29 protein-coding genes are annotated in these 26,799 nt (G+C 71.6%); 13 read left to right on the top strand and 16 right to left on the bottom strand.

All coding sequences use genetic code 11. The features are described 5' to 3' along the window. Positions 1-38 precede the first annotated feature (38 nt). The 3 genes from CLV30_RS21890 to CLV30_RS21900 are packed head-to-tail and all read right to left on the bottom strand — an operon-like array spanning position 39 to position 2,221. Positions 39-497: a hypothetical protein gene (locus CLV30_RS21890; RefSeq protein ID WP_129710959.1), complete on the bottom strand. Its 459-nt coding sequence runs from the start codon at positions 495-497 to the stop codon at positions 39-41. A 5-nt stretch (positions 498-502) separates the two neighbouring features. Next, the gene (locus CLV30_RS21895) at positions 503-856 is read right to left on the bottom strand and encodes a helix-turn-helix domain-containing protein (RefSeq protein ID WP_276319992.1); all 354 of its coding nucleotides are present in this window, start codon (positions 854-856) and stop codon (positions 503-505) included. Positions 857-904: 48 nt separating this feature from the next. Beyond that, positions 905-2,221, bottom strand: coding sequence for a glycoside hydrolase family 15 protein (locus tag CLV30_RS21900; protein WP_106539372.1), 1,317 nt, complete (start codon positions 2,219-2,221; stop codon positions 905-907). A 122-nt stretch (positions 2,222-2,343) separates the two neighbouring features. Here CLV30_RS21900 and CLV30_RS21905 point away from each other — a divergent pair, with 122 nt between their 5' ends. Next, positions 2,344-3,591 carry an APC family permease gene (locus CLV30_RS21905; protein ID WP_106539373.1) on the top strand — a complete coding sequence of 416 codons (1,248 nt, stop codon included), beginning with the start codon at positions 2,344-2,346 and terminating at the stop codon, positions 3,589-3,591. Positions 3,592-3,605: 14 nt separating this feature from the next. Here CLV30_RS21905 and CLV30_RS21910 read toward each other — a convergent pair whose 3' ends face one another. Then, positions 3,606-4,598, bottom strand: coding sequence for an asparaginase (locus CLV30_RS21910; RefSeq protein WP_240723254.1), 993 nt, complete (start codon positions 4,596-4,598; stop codon positions 3,606-3,608). A gap of 92 nt (positions 4,599-4,690) precedes the next feature. Here CLV30_RS21910 and dtd point away from each other — a divergent pair, with 92 nt between their 5' ends. Together dtd and CLV30_RS21920 are read left to right on the top strand one after the other, a co-directional pair. Continuing rightward, positions 4,691-5,128 carry a D-aminoacyl-tRNA deacylase gene (dtd, locus tag CLV30_RS21915; protein ID WP_106539374.1) on the top strand — a complete coding sequence of 146 codons (438 nt, stop codon included), beginning with the start codon at positions 4,691-4,693 and terminating at the stop codon, positions 5,126-5,128. 21 nt (positions 5,129-5,149) lie between these two features. Further along, on the top strand, positions 5,150-6,013 hold the full coding sequence (locus CLV30_RS21920) for an NAD-dependent epimerase/dehydratase family protein (protein WP_106539375.1): 864 nt from the start codon (positions 5,150-5,152) through the stop codon (positions 6,011-6,013). Here the strand turns inward: CLV30_RS21920 and ygfZ are convergent. Together ygfZ and CLV30_RS21930 are read right to left on the bottom strand one after the other, a co-directional pair. After that, positions 6,010-7,017: a CAF17-like 4Fe-4S cluster assembly/insertion protein YgfZ gene (ygfZ, locus tag CLV30_RS21925; RefSeq protein WP_106539411.1), complete on the bottom strand. Its 1,008-nt coding sequence runs from the start codon at positions 7,015-7,017 to the stop codon at positions 6,010-6,012. The genes CLV30_RS21920 and ygfZ overlap by 4 nt on opposite strands. Before the next feature lie 49 nt (positions 7,018-7,066). Then, positions 7,067-7,585 carry a heme-binding beta-barrel domain-containing protein gene (locus tag CLV30_RS21930; RefSeq protein WP_106539376.1) on the bottom strand — a complete coding sequence of 173 codons (519 nt, stop codon included), beginning with the start codon at positions 7,583-7,585 and terminating at the stop codon, positions 7,067-7,069. Between the two features lie 155 nt (positions 7,586-7,740). Here CLV30_RS21930 and CLV30_RS21935 point away from each other — a divergent pair, with 155 nt between their 5' ends. Further along, positions 7,741-8,103: a DsrE family protein gene (locus tag CLV30_RS21935; protein WP_106539377.1), complete on the top strand. Its 363-nt coding sequence runs from the start codon at positions 7,741-7,743 to the stop codon at positions 8,101-8,103. Positions 8,104-8,225: 122 nt separating this feature from the next. Here the strand turns inward: CLV30_RS21935 and CLV30_RS21940 are convergent, their stop codons facing one another. The 7 genes from CLV30_RS21940 to CLV30_RS21970 all read right to left on the bottom strand — a co-directional run bounded on the left by CLV30_RS21940 (position 8,226) and on the right by CLV30_RS21970 (position 12,766). Next, the gene (locus CLV30_RS21940; protein WP_106539378.1) at positions 8,226-8,519 is read right to left on the bottom strand and encodes a DUF1416 domain-containing protein; all 294 of its coding nucleotides are present in this window, start codon (positions 8,517-8,519) and stop codon (positions 8,226-8,228) included. Positions 8,520-8,522: 3 nt separating this feature from the next. Further along, entirely contained in the window at positions 8,523-9,371 is an 849-nt protein-coding gene (locus CLV30_RS21945) for a sulfurtransferase (RefSeq protein ID WP_106539379.1), read from the bottom strand. Continuing rightward, positions 9,368-9,835: a DUF4395 domain-containing protein gene (locus tag CLV30_RS21950; RefSeq protein ID WP_106539380.1), complete on the bottom strand. Its 468-nt coding sequence runs from the start codon at positions 9,833-9,835 to the stop codon at positions 9,368-9,370. Before CLV30_RS21950 ends, CLV30_RS21945 begins: the two co-directional genes overlap by 4 nt. A 268-nt stretch (positions 9,836-10,103) precedes the next feature. Then, positions 10,104-10,520 (bottom strand): thioredoxin family protein, encoded by a 417-nt coding sequence (locus tag CLV30_RS21955; RefSeq protein WP_106539412.1) that lies wholly within the window; start codon positions 10,518-10,520, stop codon positions 10,104-10,106. Between the two features lie 69 nt (positions 10,521-10,589). Then, positions 10,590-11,549, bottom strand: coding sequence for a hypothetical protein (locus CLV30_RS21960; protein WP_129710958.1), 960 nt, complete (start codon positions 11,547-11,549; stop codon positions 10,590-10,592). Between the two features lie 85 nt (positions 11,550-11,634). Then, entirely contained in the window at positions 11,635-11,895 is a 261-nt protein-coding gene (locus tag CLV30_RS21965) for a MoaD/ThiS family protein (protein WP_106539382.1), read from the bottom strand. 7 nt (positions 11,896-11,902) lie between these two features. Beyond that, positions 11,903-12,766 (bottom strand): alpha/beta hydrolase, encoded by an 864-nt coding sequence (locus CLV30_RS21970; RefSeq protein WP_106539383.1) that lies wholly within the window; start codon positions 12,764-12,766, stop codon positions 11,903-11,905. Positions 12,767-12,859: 93 nt separating this feature from the next. Between CLV30_RS21970 and CLV30_RS21975 the strand changes: the two genes are divergently transcribed. Genes CLV30_RS21975 through CLV30_RS21995 form a run of 5 tightly spaced genes read left to right on the top strand, consistent with a single transcriptional unit; the run spans position 12,860 to position 19,178 of the window. Then, a complete protein-coding gene (locus CLV30_RS21975; RefSeq protein ID WP_106539384.1) occupies positions 12,860-13,639 on the top strand; it encodes a winged helix-turn-helix transcriptional regulator in 780 nt (259 codons plus the stop codon). A gap of 24 nt (positions 13,640-13,663) precedes the next feature. Continuing rightward, positions 13,664-14,593 carry a mycothiol synthase gene (mshD, locus tag CLV30_RS21980; RefSeq protein WP_106539385.1) on the top strand — a complete coding sequence of 310 codons (930 nt, stop codon included), beginning with the start codon at positions 13,664-13,666 and terminating at the stop codon, positions 14,591-14,593. Positions 14,594-14,647: 54 nt separating this feature from the next. Further along, complete coding sequence (locus CLV30_RS21985) at positions 14,648-16,726, top strand: RNA degradosome polyphosphate kinase (RefSeq protein WP_106539386.1); 2,079 nt, start codon at positions 14,648-14,650, stop codon at positions 16,724-16,726. Continuing rightward, positions 16,723-18,306, top strand: a complete 1,584-nt coding sequence (locus CLV30_RS21990; RefSeq protein WP_106539387.1) for a CYTH and CHAD domain-containing protein — start codon at positions 16,723-16,725, stop codon at positions 18,304-18,306. Before CLV30_RS21985 ends, CLV30_RS21990 begins: the two co-directional genes overlap by 4 nt. Next, complete coding sequence (locus CLV30_RS21995) at positions 18,303-19,178, top strand: NUDIX hydrolase (protein WP_165358563.1); 876 nt, start codon at positions 18,303-18,305, stop codon at positions 19,176-19,178. The genes CLV30_RS21990 and CLV30_RS21995 overlap by 4 nt, the downstream gene beginning before the upstream one ends. 5 nt (positions 19,179-19,183) lie before the next feature. On the opposite strand, the gene mgtE is transcribed toward CLV30_RS21995, so the two are convergent. Then, the gene (mgtE, locus tag CLV30_RS22000) at positions 19,184-20,515 is read right to left on the bottom strand and encodes a magnesium transporter (RefSeq protein WP_106539389.1); all 1,332 of its coding nucleotides are present in this window, start codon (positions 20,513-20,515) and stop codon (positions 19,184-19,186) included. A 342-nt stretch (positions 20,516-20,857) separates the two neighbouring features. Between mgtE and pstS the strand changes: the two genes are divergently transcribed. The 4 genes from pstS to pstB all read left to right on the top strand — a co-directional run bounded on the left by pstS (position 20,858) and on the right by pstB (position 24,985). Then, on the top strand, positions 20,858-22,006 hold the full coding sequence (gene pstS, locus CLV30_RS22005) for a phosphate ABC transporter substrate-binding protein PstS (RefSeq protein ID WP_205740720.1): 1,149 nt from the start codon (positions 20,858-20,860) through the stop codon (positions 22,004-22,006). Between the two features lie 124 nt (positions 22,007-22,130). Then, the gene (gene pstC / locus CLV30_RS22010) at positions 22,131-23,084 is read left to right on the top strand and encodes a phosphate ABC transporter permease subunit PstC (RefSeq protein WP_106539391.1); all 954 of its coding nucleotides are present in this window, start codon (positions 22,131-22,133) and stop codon (positions 23,082-23,084) included. Beyond that, positions 23,084-24,187, top strand: coding sequence for a phosphate ABC transporter permease PstA (pstA, locus tag CLV30_RS22015; protein WP_106539392.1), 1,104 nt, complete (start codon positions 23,084-23,086; stop codon positions 24,185-24,187). The genes pstC and pstA overlap by 1 nt, the downstream gene beginning before the upstream one ends. An 18-nt stretch (positions 24,188-24,205) precedes the next feature. Beyond that, positions 24,206-24,985: a phosphate ABC transporter ATP-binding protein PstB gene (gene pstB / locus CLV30_RS22020; RefSeq protein ID WP_106539393.1), complete on the top strand. Its 780-nt coding sequence runs from the start codon at positions 24,206-24,208 to the stop codon at positions 24,983-24,985. A gap of 142 nt (positions 24,986-25,127) precedes the next feature. Here the strand turns inward: pstB and CLV30_RS22025 are convergent, their stop codons facing one another. Beyond that, a complete protein-coding gene (locus CLV30_RS22025) occupies positions 25,128-26,135 on the bottom strand; it encodes an inorganic phosphate transporter (protein WP_106539394.1) in 1,008 nt (335 codons plus the stop codon). Between the two features lie 4 nt (positions 26,136-26,139). Then, positions 26,140-26,751: a DUF47 domain-containing protein gene (locus CLV30_RS22030; protein ID WP_106539395.1), complete on the bottom strand. Its 612-nt coding sequence runs from the start codon at positions 26,749-26,751 to the stop codon at positions 26,140-26,142. Between the last annotated feature and the right edge of the window lie 48 nt (positions 26,752-26,799).

The raw sequence follows: 26,799 nt of genomic DNA on the forward strand, positions 1-26,799 counted from the left end.
TGACGACCCGCTCGGCGTTGATCGTCAGCGGGTACCGCTCAGCGCTTCGCCGCGAGGTCGTCGGCGGCCTTCTCGGTGACGGCGGCGACTCCCTCCGCCGCGTCGGCGACCCGGCCGCGCACCGTGGACACCGCCTCGCCGACCACCGGGGCGGCCTCGCCGCGCAGCCGCCCGACGACGCCCTCGCCCCGGTCGGCGAAGCCGCGGTAGGCCCGCACGGCCTGCCCGGTCGCCGTCCCGGCGCGCTCGCGCACGCGCTGCGGCAGGTCGGCGGCGCGGCTCTGGACCTGCAACACCGTGTCGGGGAATCCGTGCCGGAACGCCTGGACGTCGGCGGGCAGCGCGCTGAGCCGTTGCCGCAGCTGAACGCGCAGCTGCGGGTCGTTGACGGCCTCGCCCAGCCGGGCGGGCAGCTCACGCAGCGAGGTCACGGCAGCGTCGGCCGCGCCGGCGGCGGCGTAGAACGGTGTCCGGTCGATGGTGGGCAGGTCGGTCATGGTGGTCACCTTTCCTGGGCACCGTCGCCGCGGTTGGCGGCGACGAACGATGCGTAGACGTCCAGCAGTGCCCGCTTCTGCTGCTCGTCGAGGGCGGGGTCGGCGAGGACGGCGTCCGCGACGTCACGGCCCGGGCCCGGCTCGTCGAGCAGTCCGGCCCGGACGTACAGGGCTTCGGACGAGATCCGCAGCGCCTTGGCGATCTGCTGCAGGACGTCGGCCGACGGCTTGCGCAGCCCGCGCTCGATCTGGCTGAGGTACGGGTTGCTGACCCCGGTCAGCTCGGCGAGCTGGCGCAACGACAGCTTCGCCCCCCGCCGCTGCTCGCGCAGAAACTCGCCGACGTCGACCTTGGTCACGGCCGACAGCTTAGCTAACTATTGCAAGCACTAGCAAGCACCCACCGGTCAGTCCGGCCCAGGAACGACCGGCAGCTCACCGTCCAGCGCCGTCAGCGTCAGCAGCACGAGCGACGACGTCCAGGCCAGCGGGGCCACGGACGCGGGGTCGGCCCTCGCGTCGACCTTCTCCGGAAGCGAGCCCTGCGGGGTGCGGTGTTCGTCGAGGAAGGTCAGCAGCCGTTCGGCGCCCTCGCGGTCACCCTGCCCGGCGAGCGCCAGCGCGAACATCGCCGTCTCGGGCGTCCACGCGACGCCGACGTCCTTGGTCCAGACCTCGCCGGGACGGTGCCCGCCGTTCGGCACCCGCAGCGACCGCTCGGCGTCCTCCACGGCCGCACTCACCGGATCGGAGACCGGCGCGAACGGCGGCGCCAGGAACGTCACCGCGGCGTCGTCACCACCGTCGGGCAGTGTCCGCGGGTAACCATGCGCGCCGAACGTCTCGTCGACGGCCTCGTCGAGCCTGTCGGACGCCGACCGCCACCGCGCCGGGTCGACGTCCAGCACGCCGGCGAGGTCCACCGCCGCACGCAACCCCACCGACAGCGGGGCCGCGATTCCGAGGGTGACCTTCTCCTCGGACTTCTCCCAGTAGTCCGACGACGCCTCCGGCAGCCCGTCGTCGCCGAGCGACTCGACGATCGCGTCCGCCGACGCGACAGCGGCCGGGCGCATCGCCGACACGACGTCGTCCACCAGCTCGTCGTCCGGAGCGGTGTGCACGAACGTCCACAGCGCCCACAGCACCCAGCCGGAACCGTCCAGCTGCTGCGGCCGGTCGTCCGGTGGGCCGGACCCGTCGGTGCGGTAGCGCGCCTCCCAGCGCCCGTCGGCGGGAGCCACCCGGGACAGGAAGCCGAACACGTCGGCGGCCTCAGCGTGATGACCCGTGACCGAGTACGCGGCGATCGCGAACGACGCGTCCCGCGGCCAGACGTGCCGCCACGCCGTCACCGGCGCCGCCATCAGGGCACCCGTGTCGGAGGTGAGCACCCGGAGGTCGAGCAGCGCACGTTCGGCCATCCCGCGGAACTCGCCCGCGCCCGGGACGGACCCGGAGCGCAGCCAGGAGCGGTCGGAGCGGATGCGCTCCGCCACCGACGGGTCCGAGCGGTCCGCCGAGTCCAGCACGCTGGTGCCGTCGACGAACCGGTCCGGGGCCGTCGGTGGCACGGTCTTCACCGCGCCCGACGGCCCGGTGGTGACGCCGCCGGCGCGCAACTCGAGGATGGTCCCTCTGGTCGGGGCCATGCCGAGCACGGCGATGACGACCACCACCGCCAGCAGCCCGACACGCCAGCCAGAGCGGCGAAGCGCACGCACGGCCCCCAGCGTACGTCCCGCCGTCACCGGCCGTTCACCCAGCGAGCACCACCGGCCACGCGACGGGTGCTATCTCTGGTGCACTGGTGACCAGCCCGTCGACTCGATGAGGACGGCCTACGTTGAACACATCGGACTCCCGGCTGTCGCGACGGCTGGGCACCACCGACGCCGTCGCCGTCGGGCTCGCGGCCATGATCGGGACCGGCGTGTTCGTCGCCTGGCGCCCGGCAGCGGACCTGGCCGGGCCGTGGCTGCTCGCCGGGCTGGCGATCGCCGCGTTCGTGGCGTACTGCAACGCCACGTCCACGGCGCAGCTCGCGGCCGTACACCCGCGCTCGGGTGGCGCCTACCACTACGGCCGCGAGCGTCTCGGCCGGCACTGGGGCGCCGTCGCCGGGTACGCGTTCGTCCTCGGCAAGACCGCGTCGTGCGCCACCGCGGCGCTGGCGGTGGGCGGCTACCTCTGGCCCGCGCACGACGTGCCCGTCGCGCTCGCCGCCGTCGTCGCGGTCACGGCGGTCGACCTGGCCGGTGTGCGCACGACGGCGACGGTGTCGAAGGTTCTGGTGGCGTTCGTGGTCGCGGTTCTGGTGACTGTCGCCGTCGCGGCGCCGCTGAACCGACCGGACGGCGTCGACCTCACGGCGGCTGCGGACGGGGTCGGTCCGTGGGCGGTTCTCGGCTCGGCAGCGGTGATGTTCTACGCGTTCGCCGGCTACGCCCGGATCACCACACTCGGCGAGGAGGTGCGCGACCCGCGGTCGATACCGCGCGCGGTGACCGTCTCGCTGCTGCTCGTCCTCGTGCTCTACGCGGCTGTCGGGCTCGCGGTGCTGCTCACCCTGGGCCCGTCCGGCGCCGCGGCGGCGCAGCGGCCGCTGCATGCCGTCGTCGACGTCGCCGGAGTCGACCGGCTGGCGCCGTTCGTCGTCGCCGCGGCCGTCGTCGCCGCACTCGGCGCTGCGCTGTCCCTGCTGGCCGGGATCGGCCGGACGTCGTTCGCGATGGCCGCCGAGGGCGACCTGCCGCGCGCGCTGGCCGCGGTCCATCCACGCAGGCGGATTCCGCACCGGGCCGAGCTGGCGGCGTCCGGGCTGACGATTTTGGCGGTGCTGCTCGGTGACCTCGCGGAGACGCTCACAGCCAGCGCGTTCGGCGTGCTGGTGTATTTCGCGGTCGCGAACGCCGCCGCGTGGCGCCTGGCCGCGCGCGAACGCAGCCACCCCCGGGTGCTGGCCGCGCTGGGCCTGGTCTCGTGTGTGCTGCTCGCGGTCGCGCTGCCGTGGCGCACCGTGGCGACCGGCGCGGCCGTGCTTGCCGGCGTCATGCTGGTCCGCGCCGCCGCCGCACGCATCCACGCCCGCTGAGTGCGCGACCTCCGTCACGACCACGCGGCCGACGCACGCACCGCGCCGACGGGCTCACCACCGCCCGGTACGGGCACGCTCCGCAGACCGTCCAGGGCCGACACGTCCACGCCGAGCCGTTCCAGCGCGGCCGCCAGCACCACCGTGCGTGCCCGCGCCCCGCCGTCGTCGATCTTGACGGCGACGGCGCGGCCGTCGGCCAGCCCGGCCGCCAGGACCCCCTCCGCACCGGACTTGACGACCAGACCGGTGACGCCGCGGATCAGCGGCACCTCGTCCCGGGTCGTGCCGCTCACGAACTCCGGGTGCGCACGGACGGCCTCGGCCACGCGGCACTCGGCGCTGCCGGGTTCCGCCGACGCGATCGCCCCGAACGTCCGCGCCAGCCCGTCGAGGGTCATCGCGAACACCGGGGCTCCGCACCCGTCCACTCCGGTGTGCGCCACCGGTTCGCCGGCCAGCTCACCCACCGTTTCCCGGACGAGCCGCTGCAACGGGTGGGCCGGGTCGCGGTAGTCGTCGGTCGGCCAACCGTTCACCACACAGGTCAGCAGCATCGCCGCGTGCTTACCCGAGCAGTCGGCCGCCAGCGCCGAGCTACCCCGGCCCGCGCGGACGTCGGCATCGGCCGCATCCGGGTCGATGGGCCGGCGGGGCGTGTTGCGCAGCGCGGATTCGTCCAGGCCCGCCTCGGCGAGGATCGCGCGGACGCCGTCTCGGTGGAAGTCCTCCCCGGAATGGCTCGCCGCCGCCAGCGCCAGCAGTTCGCCGTCCAGGGGCAGCCCGGCACGCACCATCGCCACCGCCTGCGCAGGCTTGTTGGCCGACCGCGGATACATCGGTCGCGCCACCGCTCCGACGCGCAGCGCCAGCGTGCCGTCGGCGCCGATGCCCGCCACCGAGCCGTGGTGGCGCGACTCCACCAGCCCGGACCTGTCCACCTCGGCCACCACGACGGCGTCGTCCGTGTCCATGTCACCCTCCTCGGTCGCGGACGATCCTGTCATGCGGCCGATGGTGGTGCGTTTACCGGGACCATGGTGCTGGTAAACGCACCACCATCGCCGGGCACCTCGGCGAGGTGGCAGGATCTGACGGCATGCGCGCAGTGGTACAGCGGGTCGCGTCGGCATCCGTCCGGGTGGACGGCGAGGTCATCGGTGAGATCGACCCCGGTGCGGGTGGTCAGGGGCTGCTCGTTCTGCTCGGCGTGGCCCACGACGACGACCCTGGCACGGCGGCGAAGCTGGCCCGCAAGGTGTGGGGCTTGCGCATCCTGAACGACGAGCAGTCCGCCGCCGACGTCGGCGCACCCGTGCTCGTCGTCAGCCAGTTCACGCTCTACGCCGACACCGCCAAGGGGCGCCGGCCGTCCTGGGGCGCTGCCGCGCCGGGCCCAGTGTCCGAACCGCTGGTCGAGGCGTTCGTGGCCGCGCTGCGCGAGCTCGGCGCCACCGTCGCGACCGGCGCCTTCGGCGCGGACATGCAGGTGTCACTGGTCAACGACGGACCGGTGACCCTGATACTCGACGCGTAGCCGCACCGTGAAGGAGCAGCCATGATCATCGTCACCGGCGGCAGCGGCACGGCCGGGCGTGCCTGCATCGACGAACTCACCGCGCACGGGTACGACGTCACCTCCGTCGACCTGGTCCCGCCGGCCGATCCCGAGGTGCCGCACAGCCGCGTCGACCTGACCGATTTCGGCGACACGATCGCCGCGTTCGCGGGCATCGACGACGCCGTGTCGGACGTCACCGGCATCGTGCACCTGGCGGCGATCCCGGCCCCCGGGCTGGCGACCAACCACGTCACGTTCCACACGAACATCACCAGCACCTACAACGCCTTCGAGGCGGCACGGCAGCTCGGCATCAGGAACATCGTCTGGGCCTCCAGCGAGACCGTCCTGGGGCTGCCGTTCGACGTCCCTCCCCCGTACGTTCCCGTCGACGAGGACTACCCCGGGCGTCCCGAGAGCTCGTACTCCCTGTCCAAGCTGCTCGGCGAGACCATGGCCGAACAGTTCTGCCGCTGGACCCCGCGGACGAAGATCATCGGCCTGCGCCTGTCGAACGTCATGGTGCCCGACGACTACCAGGTCTTCCCCGGCTTCCAGGACGACCCGTCCGTGCGGAAGTGGAACCTCTGGGGCTACATCGACGCCCGCGACGCGGCCCAGGCGTTCCGGCTGGCGCTCGAGGCCGACCGGACCGGCGCGGACGTCTTCGTCATCGCCAACGCCGACACGGTCATGACCGCGTCCAACGATTCGCTGCTCGGCGAGCTGTACCCGGACGTGCCACGCCGGCGCGAGGTCGGCGAGCACGAGACACTGCTCGCCATCGACAAGGCGCGGCGCGAACTGGGCTACGCGCCGCGGTACAGCTGGCGCGACTCCGCGGCGGCCGGCGGTCGCTAGCGCAGCTGCGGACGGACGTGCAGACCGGCCTCGGGGTCGACAACCACGTCCTGGGCAGCCGCGACGCCCCCCGCCACCAGGTCGGCGTCGACCGGCACGTTGCGCTTGACGACGGCCAGCGCGATCGGCCCGAGCTCGTGGTGGTGCACCGCGGTGCCGACGTAGCCCACGACCCGCTCGCCGTGCTGGACGTCGTCGCCGCGGGAGGGCAGGTGCTCGTCGGAGCCGTCGAGGTGCAACATGACCAGCCGGCGCGGCGGCCGGCCCATCGTGTGCACCCGGGCCACCGTCTCCTGGCCGCGGTAGCAGCCCTTGTCCAGGTGCACGGCTGTGCCGATCCAGCCGACCTCGTGCGGGATGGTGCGCTCGTCGGTCTCGCGGCCGAGACGGGGCTCGTGCGCCTCGACGCGCAGCGCCTCGTAGGCCCAGGTGCCGGCCGCCTCGGACGGATCGCCGAGGAAGTCGCGCAGTTCAGCCTGCGGCACGAACCGCTCACGGCCACGGTCGGTCACCCGGACCGGCGAAGCGTCCGGCGTGACCGGCTCGTCAGATTCTGAGCGAGGCTCCCACACGACCGCGTAGTCGGCGCTGAGGTCGTCGATCTCGACCCGCGACCAGAACGTCATCGAGCGCAGGTAGTCGACCAGCGCCTGGGTGGTGCCGGGCTCGACGTGGAACCACACCGCGGCGCCGTCGTCGACGCCGTACAACGCGTGCTCGACGCGCCCGTGTGCGTCCAGGATCAGCGCCGACGTCGCCCGATACGGCTCGAGATGCTCGACGTGCTGGGTGAGCAACTGGTGCAGCCAGTGGAGCCGGTCCGGGCCGGACACCCGCACCACGCCACGATGCGACAGGTCGACGGCGCCCTGACCGGCGGCGAGCCGGCGCTGCTCACGGAGCGGATCACCGTAGTGCGACGCGACGCCCACGTCGGGCTCGGTGGCCGCCACCGCGCCGGGGAGGTCGAGCCAGGGGCTGCGGTAAGTCTGATCGGCGCTCATGTCGTGATGAAACACCACGACGGCCCGTGCGCATCCCGGCGCCGGGTCGTCATTCGCGCGCCTGCGACGAACCGGTCACCCGGTGCAACTCCGCCGACAGGTGCGGCAGCAGCTCGTGGCCCATGGCGGACATCTCGTAGACGTACATCAGCTTGCCCTCGACCAGGCCGTAGAGCCGGTGTCCGGTGCGGTAGTCCTTGGCACCCTCGGTCTTCAGCACGCCCCGGGTGGCCATCTCGATCTTGGCCGTCTCCACCTGCCCGAGATAGATCTCGACGAACCCGGTCGGGTGCGTGAGCAGCACCTCGACCTCGTTGCCCTCCTGCGGGCGCCAGTAGCCGGTCTCGCGTGCCGCCGGACGGACGAAGTTGCCGTCGTCGTCCAGGATCCAGCTCTTGCTGGTGTACGACAGGAACGGCTTGCCCGGCAGGTAGGTGAACTCGACCTCCTGGCCGAAACGGAACGCCTCGATGGTGGGGTAGTCGCCCAGCCCCACGCCTTCCCAGCGGCCGAGCAGCCAGACCAGCGGCAGGCACGCCTCGTGCAGGTCGTCCGGGATCTCGATCACGGCGCGCTCAGGCCTGACCCTTGTACAGCTTCAGCAGCACGAGCATGGCCATGAGCCCGGCAGCGACGCTGACCAGGACGAGAATGCTGGTGAACACGAATTCGAGCACGGGGCGAGTCTAACGGGGTGCCGAGCCGCGCCGTAGGCTGGCGGCCATGGAGCGTGTCCTCGTGGTCAAGGTCACTGCCGGCACCGATGCGCCGGAGCGCTGTTCGCAGGCGTTCACGGTCGCCTCCTCCGCGCTCGCGGCGGGCGCCACGGTCTCGCTGTGGCTCACCGGCGAGTCGGCGTGGTTCGCGCTGCCCGGCCGCGCGGCGCAGTTCGAGCTGCCGCATGCGGCGCCACTGCCCGACCTGCTCGACGCGCTGATCGCCGGCGGCACCGTCACGCTCTGCACGCAGTGCGCCGCGCGCCGCGACATCGGCCCGGACGACGTGCTCACCGGCGTGCGCATCGCCGGAGCGCCGACCTTCGTCGAAGAGATCCTGGCCGACGACGCCCGCGCGCTCGTCTACTGACGCCACTGCGAAAATGATCACGTTCCGCATGGAATCCCATGCGTCACCAGGCCTGCATGCCTGGTGACGCATGCACAAGCCTGGTGATGGCCAGCGCATGCGGAACGTGATCATTCCCAACGTCAGAGGTGGACGTCGACCTCGGTGACGCCGGTGTTCGCGACGACGGGGCGGTCGACGGTGTCGGCGCCCGGTGCGAGCGTCCGCACCGTCCAGGTGCCCGGAGCCGCGAAGAACCGGAACTGCCCGGTGGCGCTGGTCGGCACCTCCGCGGTGAACTCGCCGGTCGCGTCGAGCAGCCGCACGTATGCGCCGGCCAGCGGTGCGTCGTCACGCTGGACGACGCCCTGGATCACGGTCTGGTTGGAGACGTCGACGCCGTCCAGCGAGACGCCTCCGGTGGTCGCTCCGCACATCGCTCAGACCGTCCCGGGCTCGTCGCCGGTCGCGACCGGCACGCCGACCAGCGAGCCGTACTCCGTCCACGAACCGTCGTAGTTCTTCACGTTCGGCACGCCGAGGATCTCGCGCAGCACGAACCAGGTGTGCGACGAGCGCTCACCGATCCGGCAGTAGGCGATGGTGTCCTTGTCGAAGTCGACACCGGCCTCGCTGTACAGGGCGCGCAGCTCGTCGTCGGAGCGGAACGTGCCGTCGTCGTTGGCCGCCTTGCTCCACGGCACGTTGGCCGCGGTCGGGATGTGCCCGGCGACCTGCGAGACCTCCTGCGGCAGGTGTGCGGGCGCGAGCAGCCGGCCGGCGAACTCGTCGGGCGAGCGGACGTCGACGAGGTTCTGCTGCCCGATGGCGCCGACGACCTCGTCGCGGAACGCGCGGATGGAGTCGTCGGGCTCCTTCGCGGTGTAGGTCGTGGCGCTGCGCTGCGGAACCGCGTCGACGAGCTCGCGGCTCTCGAGCTCCCAGATCTTGCGGCCGCCGTCGAGCAGGCGCACGTCCTCGTGCCCGTAGACCTTGAAGTACCAGTAGGCGTAGGCGGCGAACCAGTTGTTGTTGCCGCCGTAGAGCACGACCGTGTCGTCGGTCGAGATGCCCAGCCGGCCGAGCAGCTGCTCGAACTGCTCTTTGGTCACGAAGTCGCGGCGCACCGGGTCACGCAGGTCGGTGGTCCAGTTGACCTTGACCGCGCCGCGGATGTGGTTCTTGTCGTACGCGGTGGCGTCCTCGTCGACCTCGACGAGCACCACCTTCGGATCGTCGAGATGCTGCTCGACCCAATCGGCCGAGACGAGGGTGGACTCACGGCTCATGGAGCGACCTCCGTGGTGTGGTGTGCGGAACGGGACAGGAACGAACGCCGGTAGGCGAGATAGGTCTCGCAGCCGAGGCAGAGGCCGAACGCGGCGTTCAGGAACGCCGCGGCCAGCGCGGCCCCGACCGCGACGTAGCCGAGGACGACGACGCCGCCGAGCAGTCCGGCCAGCCCGGTGAGGCTGAACACCAGCCCCACCGCCTGGGCGAACCTCGGTGGCGCCGCGTCCTCCAACTGACTGGGCGGTGCGAGCCGGGGGCGGACCGCCCGGGCGAACAGGCGCCCGTACGGTGCGGCCGCCGGTCCGGCGAGCGCACCCACGGCGAACACGGCCGTCTGCGCGGCGAGCAGCCACGCGTTCTGGGTGATCAGGACGGCCGCGAGCACGACGGTCGTCAGCGCGGCCGCGAAGCGGGGCCCACGGGGGTCGATCTCGCGCCGGACGGCTGGCGTGGCTCGCATGACTCTCCTGACCTGACTGGTCCGGGGTGGACGGTGACGGACGTGGTCTACGTCGGGAACGCCGGCCGGCACAGTGGCGACAGGTGCGGGCGTTCCCCGTCAGGACAGTCGACAGAGCATGGACGCGGCACGACCGAAGTCGATGGCGCGTCGCTTCCAGAGCTCTGTGCGGAACATAGTGCGAGCCTACGGCGCAGCGTACGGCCCGTCACCGCAACGTCCATATTCCAAGACGGGTCGTCTCAAGTTGTGGCTACTGCCGGCCCGATCAATCCGGCAGCGCCGCCCGGACGTCACGCAACGCCGGAGCACCGCTGGCCCGTACGACCACCCGTCCGCCGTCGTCGAGCACCAGCGTCGTCGGTGTCCGCAGCACCGAGAGCCGGCGGACCAGGTCGAGGTTGGCCTCCGCGTCGATCTCGACGTGCACCACGCCGTCGGTGCTGGACGCCACGTGCGCGAGCGTCGCCCTGGTGGCCCGGCACGGCTGGCAGAAGGCGGTGGAGAACTGCACGAGTGTCGCGCGGGACCCGAACTCGTGGCCGATGTCGTCCGGGGACAGCACGTCCACGTCGTCCTCACTTCCGCCGTCGAGGTTTCGCACCCGGCCGTCACGGCGTCGCCACCACACACCGAACACGGTGGCGGCGACGAGCACGAGGACGACCACGAGCAGACCGGTCACGCACAGCACAACACCACGACGGCGTGGCCGTGTTCCGGGTGCGTCACGCGCCGCCGTGCGGCGCGCCGATCAGCCGACGAAGATCCGTCCGAGCACGTACGCCGCCGGCCCGGCAGCGGCGAACGGCAGCGTCACCCGCAACGGCAGCAGCGCGGCCACCGAATGACCCCGCGGCGGCACACCGTCGCCGGCAGTGCCGGGACCCGCGGCGTCATCGTCGCTGTCCCGGGACGCTTCGGAGATCGGCTGCTCGGCAGCGGCCGCAGGCGGTCCGGGCTCCCTGGACGCGCCCTGCCGACCGGTCGCGTGGCCCGCTCCGTGCGGCACCCGTTCCGACACGTCGTCCGGCGGCACGGCCGGGGCGCGCACCCCCGTGGCCTCGTCGGCCAGGCGGTCGACCACGGCGAACGAGATGGCGGCCAGCAGCCCGGCGAAGGCGGTCACGACGACGGCGCTGACCGCCGGCACGGCGTCACTGACCTGCTCGACCGTCATGACGAGCGTCCCACCCGCCACGGCCGCCACGAGGACGCCGCCCACGCGCCGCACAGCACGCGAGATCGGCAACGTCTCGAGGAGCGCGACGCCCGCGACGCCCACCAGGGCCAGGCCCACGGAGTGCACACCGTCGACGGCCTCGCGCAACGCCAGCCAGCTGACCGGCAACACGGCCAGCACGCACGACGTCACGCTGACGGTCAGCGACCGTACGACGCCGGCGCGCGAATGCCGGCGCCACAGTTGCACCGCGATGGCGAGTGTGACGGTGGGCGCGAGCACCGCACCCATCGGCGTCAGTTCCGAGGTCTCTTCGGCGAACGTCCAGACCAGCGCGCTCAGTCCGGAGACGAGCGCCAGCCCACCGGCCCAGCGGGCCGCCGGGAAGCCGGCCGTTCGCACCGCGCCCAGTGCGATGAGCAGCACCACCAGCGCCACTCCGCCCGCGAGCGCCGGGCTGCCGGAAGCCGATGCGAGTGCCAACACACCCGCCAGGGCGGCGACAGCCAACGAAGCGTGAACGGAGGGCACGTCAGAAATGCTGGCAGACCCCGATGGCCTCCCTGCGCCGAAAAGGCAACAACTCCACAACGACTGCCCCGGCGCGTCCTCCGATTCAGCCGCCGGCGAACGGAGGCAACAATTCGACGACGGATCCTTCGTGCAGCACGATGTCGCGGTACGGACGCGCTCCCGCCGGCGTGCCGTCGACGACCACGGCGCAGATGCCCAGCACACGGGCGAACCGGGAATCGTCCTCGTGGCCGGCACGGACCGCCCGCAGCGCCGTGTCCAGCGTGTCCGCGTCGACGAGCTGCTCGTTCACCCCGGCCGCGGCACGCATCGCAGCCCAGTACCGCATCGTCACCCGCGCCATGCCGGCCTCACGCCCGGCTGGTCGTGTCGGCGCCGGAACCATCCGCACCGGAGCCCTCCGCGCCGGAGCCGTCGGCGCGAACCTGCTCCGAGACCCAGGCGCCGATGCGCACCATCAGATCCTCGGTAGCGCCCGCCTCGGCGTGCCCGAACCCGCGCTCGAGCCAGAGCGTGGCGTCCGTAGCGGCCGAATGCACGTGCCAGGCGTGGTGCAACGGGAAATAGTCGTCCCGGTCGCCGTGCACGACCAGCAGCGGCACGTCCAGCTCGGCCGCGGCGGCGCGCGGGTCGATCGGTTGCGGCTCGGCCCAGCCCGCCGGTGACACTCGGGTACGCCGCGTCAGCCGCAGCAGCCCGCGGCCCAGCCGCGTCAGGATCAGCCGGTGCAGCGTCCGCATCGCCGCCGTGCCGCGGTAGTGCCATTCGCCGGGCACGCTCACCGCCACCACGGCCCGCGTCGCCCGGTGCAGCGCGGCGTGGCGCACCACGACCGCCGAGCCGAGCGAGAACCCCACGGTCGCCACCCGCGCGTACCCGAGCGAGTGCGCCCAGTCGACCGCCGCGTCGACGTCGTGGACCTCGCGCCAGCCGAGCGTGGAGTGCCCGCCCGAGCGTCCGTGACCGCGCAGGTCGAGCAGGACGACACCGGCGTGGCCGCTGAGCCACCACCCGATGCGCTGCATCTGCGGACTCCGCGAGCTCTGGGTGAACCCGTGCACGACGACGATGGCGAGGTCGTCGCGGCCGCCGTCATGGGGCGGGAAATGCCACGCGTGCAGCAGTGTGCCGTCGGCCGCGAGCAGCCGGCGGCCCTGCCCGGAGCGCGTGGCGCGTTGCGCGCGACGGGCCTCGCTCGCGAGCCAGTTCCTCATATCCGCTATTCTTCCCCACGAGGGACCTGGGCGACGACGCCTCCAGGTCCCTCTTGCGTTTTCGACGAGGACGACCACCAACAGGAGGTCTCCATGGCATCCATCGTCCTGCTGACCAACTCCCTGCAGCCATCGACCGAGGTGCTGCCCGCCCTGGGCTTCCTGTTGCACGACGTCCGCGTCCTGCCGGCCGAAGCGTCCGCGCTGGTCGACGCGCCCACCGGCGACGTCGTCGTCGTCGACGCCCGTCGTGACCTGACCCAGGCACGCGGGCTGACCAGGCTGATCCGCACCACCGGCGTCGACGTTCCGCTGATGACCGTGGTCACCGAGGGCGGGCTGGCGGCGATCAACGCGGAATGGGGCGTCGACGACGTCCTGCTCGACTCCGCGGGCCCGGCCGAGGTCGAGGCCCGGCTGCGCCTCGCCCAGGGCCGGCTCGCCTCGTCCGGCGACGAGGCCCCGGACGAGATCCGTTCCGGCGACCTGGTCATCGACGAGGCCACGTACACCGCGAAGGTGGCGCGGCGCACGCTCGACCTCACCTACAAGGAGTTCGAGCTGCTGAAGTTCCTCGCCCAGCACCCCGGACGGGTGTTCACCCGCGCCCAGCTGCTGCAGGAGGTGTGGGGCTACGACTACTTCGGCGGCACCCGCACGGTCGACGTCCACGTCCGCCGGCTGCGCGCCAAGCTCGGCGCCGACCACGAGGCGCTCATCGGCACAGTCCGCAACGTCGGTTACCGCTTCGTCCCGCCGCAGTCGCGCTCGTCGCGTGCGCAGTCCACCGAGGTGACACCGCCGGACGAGGACCCGCCGTCCACCGGCCGGTCCGCGCCGGCCGACACGGAGCCGGCTTCCGCGAGCGAGTGACGCCGGCGCGCATACGCTCGCGGCATGGGCATCATCGACGCCGCCGCACTCGGCCGGGAAACACTCGAAGAGGTCCGCACGCTGGCCGAACGCGCCCGTGCCGTGGACGGCGCCGCGCCGTTCTCCGACGGCGTGTGGCGTGCCGTCGCCGGCGGTCACAGCACTCTGGCGCTGTCGTCGACCGGCTCGGACGCGGCGCTGCTCGGTGCCGCGTTCAGCGCCGAGCAGGGTGACCGTCTCGCCGCCGAGCTCGTGGTCGATCCCGGCCACCGCCGGCAGGGCCGCGGCGGCGCGCTGGTCCGGGAGTTGCTCGAGCGCACACCGGGCGAGCTGTGGCTCTGGGCGCACGGCGACCATCCCGGCGCCCGGGCACTGGCGGCGCGGCACGAGCTCGAACGCGCTCGCGAGCTGCTGCAGATGCGCAGCGACGTCGGACCGGGCACTCCGCCGCCGGGCGCCGTCGTCCCGCCGGACGGCGTGCGTATCCGCCCGTTCGTGATCGGGCAGGACGAGGACGCGTGGCTGGAGGTGAACAACGCGGCCTTCAGCTGGCACCCCGAGCAGAGCGGGCAGACCCGCGCGGACATCGAGGCCGCCGAGTCGGAGCCGGACTTCGATCCGGCCGGGTTCCTGCTCGCCGTGGACGCCGACGACCGGTTGCTCGGCTTCCACTGGACGAAGGTGCACCCGCAGGACCCGAACCCGCCTCACGACTCGCCCGGGGGCCCGATCGGCGAGATCTACGTCCTCGGTGTCGCTCCGTCGGCGCACGGGCGCGGGCTCGGCGCGGCGCTGACGGCGGCCGGGCTGCGCCATCTCTCCGACGTCGCCGGCGTCGGCACGGTGCAGCTGTACGTCGAGGGCGACAACACCGCCGCGGTGCACCTCTACGAACGGATGGGCTTCCGGCGCTACGCCGTCGACGTCGCCTACCGGCGCCCGGAATCGCCATGATTCACGCCGATCAGGAGCTACCGGCCGTTCACCCGAGCGTGCCAGCATTGACGTATGGCTGAGACGGACACGACCGAGGACCGCTACCTCGATCGGGAGCTGTCCTGGCTGGCGTTCAACACCCGGGTGCTCGAGCTCGCCGAGGATCCGGACCTGCCGTTGCTCGAGCGGGCACGGTTCCTGGCCATCTGCTCCAGCAACCTGGACGAGTTCTACATGGTCCGGGTCGCGGGGTTGAAGCGGCGCATCGCCGCCGGCGTCGCGATTCCCGCGGCCGGCGGCCTCATGCCGCGCGAGAAGCTCGAACGCACTCTCGACCGCACCCGTGAGCTGATGGCCAGGCAGACGCGGTGCTTCCGCTCGGACGTGCTGCCCGCCCTGGACAAGGAGGGCATCGACGTCGACCGCTGGGACGACCTCGACGAGGCCGAGCAGACGTCGCTGCGACGGCTGTTCACCGAGCGCATCTTCCCGGTGCTGACGCCGCTGGCCGTCGACCCCGCGCACCCGTTCCCGTACATCTCCGGCCTGTCCCTCAATCTCGCGGTGTCGCTGCGCAACCCGCGCAACGACACCGAGCACTTCGCCCGGGTCAAGGTGCCGCCGAACTTCGCCCGGTTCCTGCCCGTGGCCGATCAGCGCTTCGTCCCGCTCGAGGACGTCATCGCCGCCCATCTCGACCAGCTGTTCCCGGGCATGGAGGTGCTGCAGAACCACACCTTCCGGGTGACCCGCAACGAGGACGTCGAGGTCGAGGAGGACGACGCCGAGAACCTGCTGACCGCCATGGAGCGCGAACTGATGCGCAGGCGGTTCGGCCCGGCGGTGCGCCTCGAGGTGGAGGAGACGGTCGACCCGTACGTGCTCGACCTGCTCCAGCGCGAGCTGGGGGTCAGCGACGGCGAGACGTTCATGCTGCCCGGCCCGCTGGATCTGACCGGGCTCGACGACATCGCCGACCTCGACCGTGCCGAGCTCAAGTACCGGCCGTTCCTGCCGGCCACGCACCGCGACCTGCCGGACGTCGAGTCGGCTGCGCCGGCGGACATGTTCGCCGCGATCTCCAAGGGCGACGTACTGGTCCACCACCCGTACGACTCGTTCTCCACGAGCGTGCAGCGGTTCATCGAGCAGGCCGCCGCCGATCCACGGGTGCTGGCGATCAAGCAGACGCTGTACCGCACCAGCGGCGACTCGCCGATCGTGGACGCGCTGATCGACGCCGCCGAGGCCGGCAAGCAGGTGCTCGCGCTCGTCGAGATCAAGGCACGATTCGACGAGCAGGCCAACATCACCTGGGCCCGCAAGCTCGAGCAGTCCGGCGTGCACGTCGTGTACGGGCTGGTGGGGCTGAAGACGCACTGCAAGCTGTGCCTGGTGGTCCGGGACGAGGCCGGCGGCACCATCCGCCGCTACAGCCACATCGGCACCGGCAACTACCACCCGAAAACCGCGCGCGGCTACGAGGACCTGGGGCTGCTCACGGCCGATCCGGAGGTCGCCGAGGACGCGAACCACCTGTTCAACACCCTGTCCGGATACTCGATCGAGTCGGAGTACCAGCGGCTGCTGGTGGCCCCGCACTCGTTGCGCAGCGGAATCGTCGAGCGCATCGAGCGTGAGATCGAGCATCACCGCGCCGGGCGGCCCGCCCGCATCAGGTTCAAGCTGAACAGCCTGGTCGACGAGTCGATCATCGACTCGCTGTACGAGGCGTCCATGGCCGGTGTGCCCGTCGACATCTGGGTCCGCGGCATCTGCGGGATGCGCCCCGGCGTCGAAGGGCTGTCCGAGAACGTCCGGGTGCGCAGCATCCTGGGGCGGTTCCTCGAGCACTCACGCATCTTCGCGTTCGAGAACGGCGGCGACGCCGAGCACTGGATCGGCTCGGCCGACCTGATGCACCGCAACCTCGACCGCCGTGTCGAGGCGCTGGTGCGGCTGTGCCGTCCGGAGCACCTCCAGGAGCTGAACGGGCTGTTCGACCTCGCGTTCGACCCCGGGACGGCGTCCTGGCACCTGCTGCCCGACGGCGACTGGGTGCGCCAGTACCGCGGGCCCGACGACGAGCCGCTGCTCGACCTGCAACACGCGCTGATCGAACGCAAGCAACGCCGGAGGTCAGGTACGTGAGCCCGACGGACGAACCCACTCAGCCCCGGACCTCTTCGGCCCGCGAGGTCGAGCAGAAGTTCCGGGTGCACGGCCTGTTCGAGATGCCCGACCTGTCCGCCATCGACGGTGTCGCGTCCGTCGACGAGCTCGGGGGCGTCGAGCTGACGTCGGCGTACTACGACACCGACGACCTGCGGCTGGCCCGCGAGGGCATCACCTGCCGCCGCCGGACCGGCGACGACACCGGCGACGGTACTGGCGACAGCGACGGCGACAACGGGTGGCAGCTCAAACTGCCGGTGGCGTCGTCCGGACCGGGGGTCCGCGACGAGATCCGGCTGCCGCTCGACGGCACCGGCACGCCGCCTGCCCAGCTCACCGACGTCGTCCGGGTCATCGTGCGGGACGCGCCCGTGCGGCTGGTCTCCACGCTGCGGACCACCCGTGACCGGTGGCTGCTCACGAGCGCGGACGGGCCGGGTGCGGAGCTCGTCGACGACACCGTTCACGTGCTCGACGCCGACGGCGACGTGTCCGCGCGGTTCCGCGAGCTGGAGCTCGAGCAGCGCGAGCACGGCATCCCGGTCGACAGCGTCACCGGAGCCCTGACCACCGCCGGGGCCGTCGGTGGCGAGTTCGTCGCGAAGGTGGTCCGTGCCCTGGGGCCCGGCGCTGCCGCCGAGCCGGAGGTGCCGCCGCCCGGCACGCCGCGGCCGAAGGACCCTGCAGCCGCCACCCTGACCGCGTACCTGCGCCGGCACGTCCGGGCGCTGCGGGCGGCCGACATCGCCTACCGGCTCGACCCGGGCGACCCGGAGACGGTCCATCAGCTCCGCGTCGCCGCCCGCCGGTTGCGCAGCGGGTTACGGACCTTCCGGCCGCTGGTCGACAAGACCTGGGCGAAACAGCTGCGCACCGAGCTGGCATGGTTCGCCCGCAGCCTCGGTGAGTTGCGCGAGAACACGGTGCTGCTGGACCGCCTCGAGCGGCACAGTGCCGGCCTCCCGGCCGATCTGCCGGCCGACGACGTGCGCGCGCTGCTGGCCGAGTCGCTGGGTGCGCGGATCGGCGCCGCGAACGCCCGCGCGCTGGCGCTGCTGAACTCGACCCGGTACCTCGACCTGCACGAGCGCCTCGTCGCCGCGGCGCACGAGGCGCCGACGACGGCACCGGCCGACGAGTCCGCACGGTCGAGCCTGCCGCCACTGGTCGCGAAGTCCTGGGAGCGCCTCGCCGCGTCGTGCGCACAGCTCCACCAGGACCTGCCGGACGATCAGTGGCACGAGGCCCGGCTCGAGGCGAAACGCACCCGGTACGCCGCCGAGGCCGTGGCGCCCACCCTGGGCGGTGACGCCAAGGCCTTCGCCAAGCGGCTCGAGAAGCTCACCGACGTGCTCGGCGAGCATCAGGACGCCGCCCAGGCCGCCGCCACCGCGCGCGAACTGGCGAGCACCGCCGGGGCGTCTCCGGACGTCGCGTTCGCCCTCGGCGTGCTCGCCTCGAACGAGCGCGACCACGTCGACGAGGCCAGGCGACGTTTCGCGGCCGTGTGGCCCGATGCCCGCAAGCCGAAATGGCGCCGGTGGCTCGCGTCGTGACGGGCACGGACGGACCGGTCCTGGCGGCCGGCGCGGTGGTCTGGGCCGGACCGCTCGATCGACCCCGGGTCTGCCTGATCCACCGGCCGAAGTACGACGACTGGTCGTTGCCCAAGGGCAAGGCCGACCGTGACGAGCACCTGTTCGTGACGGCCGTGCGCGAAGTGGCCGAGGAGACCGGCCACGACGTCGTCCTCGGCCGGCCGTTGCCGTCGCAGGAGTACGACGTCGCCGGCAGGCCGAAGCTGGTGCGCTACTGGCTCGCGGAGGCCGACCCCGACCCGCGGCCGCGGGAGCCGGACGCCGAGGTCGACGACGTCGTCTTCCTGCCGCTCCCCGAGGCCCTGGACCGGCTCAGCCACCCCCACGACGTCGACCTGGTCGAGGCCGCCATGTCCGGCCCGCTGCGGACGACGGCGACCGTACTGCTGCGCCACGCCAAGGCCGTCAGCCGTTCGTCCTGGGACGGCCCCGACGCCGAACGGCCGCTCACCGCCGACGGGAGCGCACACGCGGAGGCTCTGGCGGCCCCGCTGTCCACGCTCGGACTGCGGCGCGTGGTGTCAAGTGACGCTGTGCGCTGCGTCGACAGCGTTCGCCCGTTCGCGCGGCAGCGGAGCACGATGGAGCTGGAACCACTGCTGTCCGAGCACAACCTCGACGCACCCGCGGACCCGCACCCGGCGACGAAGATCACCCGCTCCCTGGGCCGCGAGGGTGGTGCGCTGATCTGTTCGCATCGGCCGGTGCTTCCCCTGTTGTTCGACGCGCTCGGTGTCGAACGACCGCCCGCGCTGGGCACCGGGTCGTTCGCGGTGGTGCACCACGACGGCGACCGGCTCGTCGCGGTCGACCGGCCCGACGCACCGTGACCGCGTCACAGACCCAGGACGAGTTGCGCCGTGACGAAGTAGATGATCAGCCCGGTGGCGTCGACGAGCGTGGTGACCATCGGCGCCGACACCACCGCCGGGTCGATGCGCAGCCGCTTCGCCAGCAGCGGCATGGTCGCTCCCACCGTCGTCGCCCAGGTACAGATCGCGACCAGCGAGATCGCGACCACCAGCGCGATCCGGCCGTCGACCAGCAGCGCCGCGACCACCATCCCGACCGTGGCGAGCATGACGCCCAGCAGCAGCCCGACACGCCCCTCGCGCCACACCACCCGCACCAGATCCGAGCCGCGCACCTCACCGACCGCCATCGCCCGCACGGCGGCGGTGGCAGCCTGCGCGCCGGCGTTGCCGCCGGTGCCGACGAGCAGCGGCACGAACAGCGCCAGCGCGGTCACCTCGGCCAGTGTCGCCTCGAAGACCTGCAGCACGTTCACCGTCAGCGTCGCCGCGACGATCAGCAGGAGCAGCCAGACCGCGCGCGAGCGCGCCAGCTGCCACACGCCGGTCGACATGTAGTGCCCCGCCCACGGCGCGGCACCGGCCTGGCGGGCGGCGTCCTCGGTGTCGGCGGCCTCGATCAGCTCCACCGCGTCGTCGATCGTGAGCAGCCCCACCAGCCGGTCCTCGCTGTCCACGACCGGCAGGCCGAGAATGTTCGTCTCCCGCATCAGCCGGGCCGCCGCCTCGGCGTCGTCGGTGACGTGAGCGTGCGGGACGTCCGGATCGATCAGCTCGGCCACCCGGTGCCCGGACGGACTCAGCAGCAGCTCCCGGAGCTTCACCACCCCGGTCAGCCGCCGGCCGGCATCGAGCACCGGGAGCGTGTACACGGTCTCCGCGTCCGCGCCCTTGCTGCGCACCACCCCCAGCGCCACCTCGGCGCTCATGTCTGGCGAGACGTTCACGGTCTCGGGCGTCATGACCCGGCCGACGGATCCTTCCGGATAGCCGAGCAGCGCGGCGGTCATCCGCCGCTCGTTGGCGCTCAGGCCCGCCAGAACGCGCTTGGCGACCTTCGCCGGGGCCTCCCCGAGCATGCGCGCCCGGTCGTCCGGATCCATCTCCTCGACCAGGTCACGGAACACGTGATCACGCAGACCCAGCAGGATCCGCTGCTGGTCGACCGGCTCGAGTTCCTCGAACACCGCCAACGCGCGCTCCTTGTCGAGCAGCCGGAACGCGACCACGGCGTCGACGGCGTCGATCCTGGCGAGTTCGTCGGCGATGACGTACGGCTGGTGCTCGGCCAGCCACTGCTGCAGCCCCGGCAGATCGTCACCACCGGGAATCGCCCGCGGGTCTTCGGTGTCCACGTGCCTGCCCTGCCCCTCAAGCCGGCATCCGGGTCACTGCGGAGCCTACGATCAGCACGCGACGACGTCGCCCGGGTCACCCGGATCACCCGCCGCCGGCCGGCCGGGAACGAGCGGACAGCCCACGTGACCTGCCCGTAACCGCGCTGCGCGGCCGGTCGTGACCACGCCGCAACCGGACATGCGGGCTGTTCACGTGACGGCCATCACACGGCCAGCAAGACGTGGACGAGTGTGCGGTCGTCGTTCATTCCTCGTTCACTCTCCACGGGCCACCACGTCACCTCGGATGCCTAACTTTTCCAGTGTCAAGGACGTATAGGTCCAGGAAGGACATCGGACGTGAACTTCAGCATTGTTCGCCGCAGACTGGCCCCTGTAGCCGTGGCCGGCGCCGCGGCCCTCGTGCTGTCCGCCTGTGGCTCGGACCCGGAAACCGACGCCACCTCGGACACCGCCGGCGGCGACGGCGGCGGCGAGACCGACGACAGCGGGGACGGCTCCGAGAGCTCGTTGTCCGGCTCCTTGAGCGGTGCCGGCGCGAGCTCGCAGGAATCCGCCGTCCAGGCCTGGATCGCGGGCTTCCAGCAGCAGAACCCGGACGTCACCGTCAACTATGCACCTGAGGGCTCCGGCGCCGGCCGTGAGCAGTTCACCTCCGGCGCCGTGCCGTTCGCCGGTAGCGACGCCGCGCTCGACGAGAAGGAGATGGCAGCAGCCGAGGACGCGTGCGGCGCGCCGGCGGTCAACCTGCCCCTGTACATCGACCCGATCGCGCTGCCGTACAACCTGCCCGGCGTCGACAACCTCAACCTGAGCCCCGAGGTGATCGCCGGAATCTTCAACGAGCAGATCACGAACTGGAACGACCCGGCGATCGCCCAGGACAACCCGGACGCGACGCTTCCGGACATGCCCATCACGCCGGTGCACCGCTCGGACGAGTCCGGCACCACCGAGAACTTCGTCGACTACCTCTCGCAGGCCGCACCGGACGCCTGGCCGCACGAGGTCAGCGGCGACTGGCCGACCGACCTGAGCGGCGAGGCCGCCGCGCAGACCCCGGGCGTCATCCAGGCCGTGGACGCCGCCGAGGGCACCATCGGCTACGCCAGCGCCGCGGCCGTCGGCGACCGCACGACCGTGGCCGTGGGCGTCGGCGAGGAGTTCGTCGAGTACTCCGCGGAAGCGGCGGCGGCCGTCGTCGCGAACTCCCCGCAGGCCGAGGGCAGGGCCGAGCACGACCTCGCCATCGACCTGGCCCGCGACACCACCGAGTCCGGCAACTACCCGATCGTGCTGATCTCCTACACGATCGTGTGCACCGCGTACTCGGACGAGCAGACCGGAAACCTCGTGACCGAGTACGTGAGCTACGTCGCGAGCGACGAGGGCCAGCAGGCGGCCGCGGAAGCCGCCGGCTCGGCCCCCATCTCGGACGAGATGCAGACCGACGTCCAGAGTGCCCTGGACTCCATCGAGATCGGCTGATCCGTCCCATCAGCACGCACTGGCACACCAGCGCCGGGCGGCCCGTACCCTCTAGGGCGGGCCGCCCGGCGTGGCGCGCCACCACCACCCGCACACTGCCTCCCGCAACTTGCGAGTTGACACCGTGACCACCAGCACCGAGCCTGCGACGAAGCCACCCGGCCGGCCTCGTCGGGCCAAGGTCCGCCCTGGGGACCGGAACTTCTCCTGGGCCACGCGCGCCGCCGGCGTGCTCATCCTCATCGTCCTCGCGGGCGTCGCCGCGTTCCTCGTCCGCGAGGCGATACCCGCGTTCCGCGCCGACCCGGCCGAGATCGACGGCGGCGAGGGGTTCTTCGCCTACGTCTGGCCGCTCGTGTTCGGCACACTCGTGGCGGCTTTCATCGCGCTGATCATCGCGACCCCGCTGGCGCTCGGCATCGCACTGTTCATCTCGCACTACGCACCCCGGCGCATGGCACAAGGCCTGGGATACGTCGTCGACCTCCTGGCCGCGATCCCGAGCGTCGTCTACGGCCTCTGGGGGATCCAGTGGCTGGCACCCAACGTGCGCGGCACCTGGGAGTGGCTGGCCGACAACCTGGGGTTCATCCCGCTGTTCGCCGGCCCCGCATCCGCCACCGGCCGGACGATGATGACCGCCGGGGTCGTGCTCGCGGTGATGATCCTGCCGATCATCACCGCGATCGCGCGTGAGGTCTTCCTGCAGACGCCCACGCTGCACCAGGAGGCCGCACTCGCACTCGGCGCGACCCGGTGGGAGATGATCCGGATGGCCGTACTCCCGTTCGGCCGACCGGGCCTGATCAGCGGGGTCATGCTCGGGCTCGGCCGGGCGCTCGGCGAGACGATGGCCGTCGCCATGGTGCTGTCGACCGGAGGGTTCACCTGGTCGATGGTGTCCAGTGGTAACAACACGATCGCCGCCGAGATCGCCCTCGACTTCCCGGAGTCGGCGGGCATCGAGACGAACACGCTGATCGCGGCCGGCCTCGTCCTGTTCGTCATCACACTGGCCGTCAACATGCTCGCGCGTTGGATCGTCGCGCGACGCGAAGCGTTCTCGGGGGCGAACTGATGACCGTCGACACCGCGGCGCGCACCGAGTCCACGCCGCTGACCCACCGTCAGCTCCCCCGCCGGATCGTCCCGGTCGTTCTGGCTGTCTCGATCGCCGCCGGGGCCGGCCTGGCCGCTCTGGTCGGGTTCTCCCTCCCGGCCCTGGCCATCCTGTCGGCCGTGGTCTTCACGGTGGCGATCACCACGGTCTCGGGCGTGGTGGAGGGCCGGCGGAAGGCTGTCGACCGGCTGGTCACCACGCTGGTGTACTCCGCCTTCGCGGTGGCGCTGGTCCCGCTGATCTCGGTCGTGTGGTCGGTGCTCGACAACGGTCTGGTCCGGTTCGGCGCCGACTTCCTGAACACGTCGATGCGCAACGTCACCGGGCTGCACGACCAGGAGGCCGTCGAAGGGATCGGGCCCTACATCGGCGGCGCCTACCACGCCCTGCTGGGCACCTTCCTCATCACCGCGCTGGCCACGGCCATCTCGGTTCCGGTCGGCCTGATGACGTCGATCTACCTGGTCGAGTACGGACGCGGCAAGCTGGCCAAGGCGATCCGGTTCTTCGTCGACGTGATGACCGGCATCCCGTCGATCGTCGCCGGGCTGTTCGCCGCGTCGTTGTTCGCGGTCCTGTTCGGCGTCGGCACCCGCAACGGTTTCGCGGGCGCGGTGGCGCTGTCGGTGCTGATGATCCCCGTCGTCGTGCGTTCGAGCGAGGAGATGCTGCGCATCGTCCCGAACGAGCTCCGCGAGGCCGCCTACGCCCTGGGCGTGCCGAAGTGGCGCACGATCGTGAAGGTCGTCCTGCCGACGGCCGTGTCCGGCATCGCCAGCGGTGTCACGCTCGCCATCGCGCGGGTCGTCGGCGAGACCGCGCCGCTGATCGTCACCGCGGGCTTCACGTCGTCGATCAACTCGAATCCGTTCTCGGACTGGATGATGTCGCTGCCGGCATACGTCTACAGCTCGGCGATGCGACCGCTGTCGGGATCCGAGCCGCAGCCGAGCTTCGACCGGGCATGGGCGGCCGCCCTCACGCTCGTCATCATCGTCATGGCGCTCAACCTCATCGCACGGTTGATCGCCCGTATCTTCGCCCCAAAGACCGGCCGCTGAGATCAAGGACAACCAGCCATGAGCAAACGCATCGACGTCAGTGACCTGAACGTCTACTACGGCGACTTCCTCGCCGTCGAAGGCGTCACGATGGCCGTCGAGGCCCGCTCGGTCACCGCCTTCATCGGCCCGTCCGGCTGCGGGAAGTCGACCTTCATCCGCACCCTGAACCGGTTGCACGAGGTCGTGCCCGGTACCCGCGTCGAGGGCAAGGTGCTGCTCGACGGGCAGGATCTCTACGGACCGGCGGTCGACCCGGTGGTGGTACGCCGCCAGATCGGCATGGTCTTCCAGCGTCCCAACCCGTTCCCGACGATGTCGCTGCGCGACAACGTCCTCGCCGGCATCAAGCTGAACAACTCGCGGATGCGCAAGTCCGAGGCCGACGACGTCGTCGAGCGGTCGCTGCGGGGGGCGAACCTGTGGAACGAGGCCAAGGACCGGTTGGACACCCCGGGATCGGGGCTCTCCGGTGGTCAGCAGCAGCGGCTGTGCATCGCCCGCGCCATCGCCGTCGAGCCGGACGTCCTGCTCATGGACGAGCCGTGCTCCGCACTCGACCCGATCTCGACGCTGGCCATCGAGGACCTGATCGCCGAGCTCAAGGAGAACTACACGATCGTCATCGTGACGCACAACATGCAGCAGGCGGCGCGGGTCAGCGACCGGACCGCGTTCTTCAACATCGCCGGCACCGGTCAACCGGGCAAGCTGATCGAGATGGACGACACCACCAAGATCTTCACCAATCCCGGCGAGAAGGCCACCGAGGACTACGTCTCGGGTCGCTTCGGCTGACCATCTCCGGCTGTGCGTCTTCGCGTTGCCGTGTTCCCTCCGATCCGTCGGTACAGATGCGGAGGTGATCGTGGCGAGGGGCGCTTTCAGCTCACTTGCCACCCGGTTTCGGACGCGCCCGGGACCGTCCGGCGAGCGGTGCTCAGATCGAGCTCAGCCCCGGCACCAGGTGCAGCAGCCAGTAGCAGCCCGCCGCCACCAGCCCGGCCATCGGGATGGTCAACACCCACGCGGTCACGATGTTGCCGGCGACGCCCCAGCGCACGGCGGACAGTCGGCGGGTGGCGCCCACGCCCATCACGGCCGACGTGATCGTGTGCGTGGTCGAGATCGGCGCGTGGAAGGCGAACGCGGTGGTGTACAGCACCCCGGCGGCGACGGACTCGGCGGCGAACCCGTGCGGCGGGTCCAGGTGCACGATCCGCCGGCCCAGGGTGCGCATGATCCGCCAGCCGCCCGCGTACGTCCCCGCGGCCAGCGCGGACGCGGCCAGGACGATGACCCACCACTGCACGTGGAACCCGCTCTGGTAACCACCGACGACCAGCGCGAGGGTGATGACGCCCATCGTCTTCTGCGCGTCCTGAAGGCCGTGTCCCAGCGCCATGGCCGCGGCGCTGAGCGTCTGCGCCAGCCGGAACCCCCGGTTCACCCGGCCGACGTGCGCCCGCCGGAACAGCCACTGGATGCCGATCATGACCAGGAACGCGAGGCCGAACCCGACGAGCGGCGAGGCCACCATCGGGATCACGACCTTCTCGACGATGCCGGACCACAGCACCGTGTTCGCCGACGCCAGCGCGGCACCGACGAGTCCGCCGATCAGCGCGTGTGACGAGGACGACGGCAGCCCGAGCCACCAGGTGATGACGTTCCAGACGATGGCGCCGAGCAGGGCGGCGAGCACGACCAGCAGCCCGCCGTCGCCCGTCGGGGCATCGATGATGCCCTCGCCGATGGTGGCCGCGACCCCGGTGCCGAGGAAGGCGCCGACGAGGTTCATCACCGCGGCCAGGATCAGGGCCGCCCGCGGTGTCAGTGCCCGGGTCGACACCGACGTCGCGATCGCGTTCGCGGCGTCGTGGAACCCGTTCGTGTAGTCGAAGGACAGCGCCACCACGACGACGGCGGCGATGAGCGCCAGCTCCACGTGCTCACGACCCCTTGACGGCGATCTGTTCGACGATGTTCGCGACGGTCTCGAACCCGTCCACCGCCGCTTCCATCGTGTCGATGACGTCCTTCAGCTTGTGCACGGTCAGCGCGTCGTACTCGCCGGAGAAGATCGTGGCGAGCAACCGCCGGTAGGTCTGGTCCGCCTGGTTCTCGAGCCGGTTGACCTCGATCCAGTAGTCGCTGAGCTCGTCGACCGAGCGCAGCCGCGTCATCGCCTCGGCGGTGAGCTCGGCCGCCCGGTCCAGCACGTCGACCAGGTCGCCGACGCCGCTGGGCAGGTCGCCGACGCGGTACAGCACCATCAGGTCCAGGGCGGCCTCGACATCGTCGAGCACGTCGTCGAGGCCGCCGGACAGCCGGTAGATGTCCTCCCGGTCGAACGGCGTGACGAAGGTGGAGTTGACCCGCCGGACGATCTCGTGGGTGTGCTCGTCACCGTGATGCTCGACCTCCTTGAGCCGCTCGGCGATCGCGGAACGGTCCGCGGCGGAGTCCAGAGCCTCCGACAGCAGCCCGACCCCCTCACGCACGTTCGCGGCGGTGGCGGCGAACAGGTCGAAGAAGACGGTGTCGCGTGGGGACAGACGCACATGACTCCTTTGACGTTCTTCGGTCGAACAGTCGAATGCTAGACGGTG

Source organism: Haloactinopolyspora alba, assembly GCF_003014555.1.
Lineage (GTDB): Bacteria > Actinomycetota > Actinomycetes > Jiangellales > Jiangellaceae > Haloactinopolyspora > Haloactinopolyspora alba.